The organism is Shewanella sp. c952 (assembly GCF_019654975.1).
Lineage (GTDB): Bacteria > Pseudomonadota > Gammaproteobacteria > Enterobacterales > Shewanellaceae > Shewanella.
The window spans coordinates 1-3,280 of the sequence record NZ_BPEW01000069.1 but is presented as its reverse complement, the minus strand read 5'-3'; the positions used below and the strand labels follow the sequence as shown (position 1 = coordinate 3,280).

At 48.6% G+C, this 3,280-nt stretch carries 1 rRNA gene; it reads left to right on the top strand.

What is annotated here, in order from left to right:
• Positions 1 to 282: 282 nt before the first annotated feature.
• Positions 283 to 3,178: ribosomal RNA gene (locus tag K5R16_RS21830) — 23S ribosomal RNA — on the top strand.
• Positions 3,179 to 3,280: the final 102 nt, after the last annotated feature.

The following is a 3,280-nucleotide window of genomic DNA, read 5'->3' as shown; positions in this document are numbered from 1 at the left end:
CGTTCTTTAAAAATTTGGAAAGCTGATAGTGTTAATCTGAAAGGGATAACAACTACGATTTATCGTACTGTTATTTATAGGATTAACGCGAAATTAAAAAATTGAGTTCTAAACACTTAAACATTAAGTGTCTTGGCTTGCGATTTAACATGAATGTGTTGATGAACGAGTTAAAAATTCTAATTTTGGCGAAAGTAGAAACCATTAGTTACGATACGACTGTTTTAAGCTTACCCGCTTGAGACAACGGATATCTCTCATAGAGACTTATTTGGGTTGTATGGTTAAGTGACTAAGCGTATATGGTGGATGCCTTGGCAGTCAGAGGCGATGAAGGACGTAGTAACTTGCGAAAAGCGTTGGCGAGCTAGTAACAAGCATTTGAGCTAACGATGTCCGAATGGGGAAACCCACATGCATAAGCATGTATCTTTAACTGAATTCATAGGTTAAAGAGGCAAACCCGGGGAACTGAAACATCTAAGTACCCGGAGGAAAAGAAATCAACCGAGATTCCCCTAGTAGCGGCGAGCGAACGGGGATTAGCCCTTAAGCGTAGAGGGTGTTAGTGGAATGTGTTGGAAAGCACAGCGGCACAGGGTGATAGCCCCGTACATGAAAACTAACTTTACGTGAAAACGAGTAGGACGGGACACGTGACATCTTGTCTGAACATGGGGGGACCATCCTCCAAGGCTAAATACTCCTGACTGACCGATAGTGAACCAGTACCGTGAGGGAAAGGCGAAAAGAACCCCTGTGAGGGGAGTGAAATAGAACCTGAAACCGTATACGTACAAGCAGTGGGAGCGGTTCTTGAGACCGTGACTGCGTACCTTTTGTATAATGGGTCAGCGACTTACATTTTGTAGCGAGGTTAAGCGAATAGCGGAGCCGTAGGGAAACCGAGTGTTAACTGCGCGTTTAGTTGCAAGGTGTAGACCCGAAACCCGGTGATCTAGCCATGGGCAGGTTGAAGGTTGAGTAACATCAACTGGAGGACCGAACCGACTTATGTTGAAAAATGAGCGGATGACTTGTGGCTGGGGGTGAAAGGCCAATCAAACCGGGAGATATCTGGTTCTCCTCGAAAGCTATTTAGGTAGCGCCTCGTACGAATACCATTGGGGGTAGAGCACTGTTAAGGCTAGGGGGTCATCCCGACTTACCAACCCTTTGCAAACTCCGAATACCAATGAGTACTATACGGGAGACACACGGCGGGTGCTAACGTCCGTCGTGAAAAGGGAAACAACCCAGACCATCAGCTAAGGTCCCAAAGTTATTGCTAAGTGGGAAACGATGTGGGAAGGCTTAGACAGCTAGGATGTTGGCTTAGAAGCAGCCATCATTTAAAGAAAGCGTAATAGCTCACTAGTCGAGTCGGCCTGCGCGGAAGATTTAACGGGGCTAAGCAATACACCGAAGCTATGGGTTTGCTAGTTTACTAGCAAGCGGTAGAGGAGCGTTCTGTAAGCCGTTGAAGGTGAAGGGGTAACCCACACTGGAGGTATCAGAAGTGCGAATGCTGACATGAGTAACGATAAAGGGAGTGAAAAACTCCCTCGCCGAAAGACCAAGGGTTCCTGTCCAATGTTAATCAGGGCAGGGTGAGTCGACCCCTAAGGCGAGGCCGAAAGGCGTAGTCGATGGGAAACAGGTTAATATTCCTGTACTTCTGCTAACTGCGATGGAGAGACGGAGAAGGCTAGGCTAGCGCGGCGTTGGTTGTCCGCGTTTAAGGTTGTAGGCTGTTCACTTAGGCAAATCCGGGTGAACATTAAGGCTGAGAACTGATGACGAGGTCCTAAGGGACTGAAGTAGTTGATGCCATGCTTCCAGGAAAATCTTCTAAGCTTCAGGTTAGTAGGAATCGTACCCCAAACCGACACAGGTGGTTGGGTAGAGAATACCAAGGCGCTTGAGAGAACTCGGCTGAAGGAACTAGGCAAAATGGTACCGTAACTTCGGGAGAAGGTACGCTGCCGACGGTGATGGAACTTGCTTCCTAAGCTGTTGGCAGTCGCAGATACCAGGTGGCTGCAACTGTTTATCAAAAACACAGTACTGTGCAAACTCGCAAGAGGAAGTATACGGTATGACGCCTGCCCGGTGCCGGAAGGTTAATTGATTGGGTTATCTTCGGAGAAGCTCATGATCGAAGCCCCGGTAAACGGCGGCCGTAACTATAACGGTCCTAAGGTAGCGAAATTCCTTGTCGGGTAAGTTCCGACCTGCACGAATGGCGTAATGATGGCCACGCTGTCTCCAGCCGAGACTCAGTGAAGTTGAAATTGCGGTGAAGATGCCGTATACCCGCGGCTAGACGGAAAGACCCCGTGCACCTTTACTATAGCTTGGCACTGAACATTGAACCTACATGTGTAGGATAGGTGGGAGACTTTGAAGCATTGTCGCTAGATGATGTGGAGTCAACCTTGAAATACCACCCTTGTAGTTTTGATGTTCTAACCGCGGCCCCTGAATCGGGGTTCGGGACAGTGCCTGGTGGGTAGTTTGACTGGGGCGGTCTCCTCCCAAAGAGTAACGGAGGAGCACGAAGGTTGGCTAAGTACGGTCGGACATCGTACGGTTAGTGCAATGGCATAAGCCAGCTTAACTGCGAGACATACACGTCGAGCAGGTACGAAAGTAGGTCATAGTGATCCGGTGGTTCTGTATGGAAGGGCCATCGCTCAACGGATAAAAGGTACGCCGGGGATAACAGGCTGATACCGCCCAAGAGTTCATATCGACGGCGGTGTTTGGCACCTCGATGTCGGCTCATCACATCCTGGGGCTGAAGTCGGTCCCAAGGGTATGGCTGTTCGCCATTTAAAGTGGTACGCGAGCTGGGTTCAGAACGTCGTGAGACAGTTCGGTCCCTATCTGCCGTGGGCGTTGGATGATTGAAGGAAGCTGCTCCTAGTACGAGAGGACCGGAGTGGACGAACCGCTGGTGTTCGGGTTGTTATGCCAATAGCATTGCCCGGTAGCTACGTTCGGAATCGATAACCGCTGAAAGCATCTAAGCGGGAAGCGAGTCCTAAGATGAGTCATCCCTAGGAATTTAATTCCTCTAAAGAGCCGTTCGAGACTAGGACGTTGATAGGTCAGGTGTGTAAGCGTTGTGAGGCGTTGAGCTAACTGATACTAATGACTCGTGAGGCTTAACCATACAACCCTGATGGGTTTTATGAGTAGACTAATAGGTTCTACGACTAAGATTAGAAGCACTTAATGTGTGTTTAACTCAATAATTTATATTTACTTGCGATAG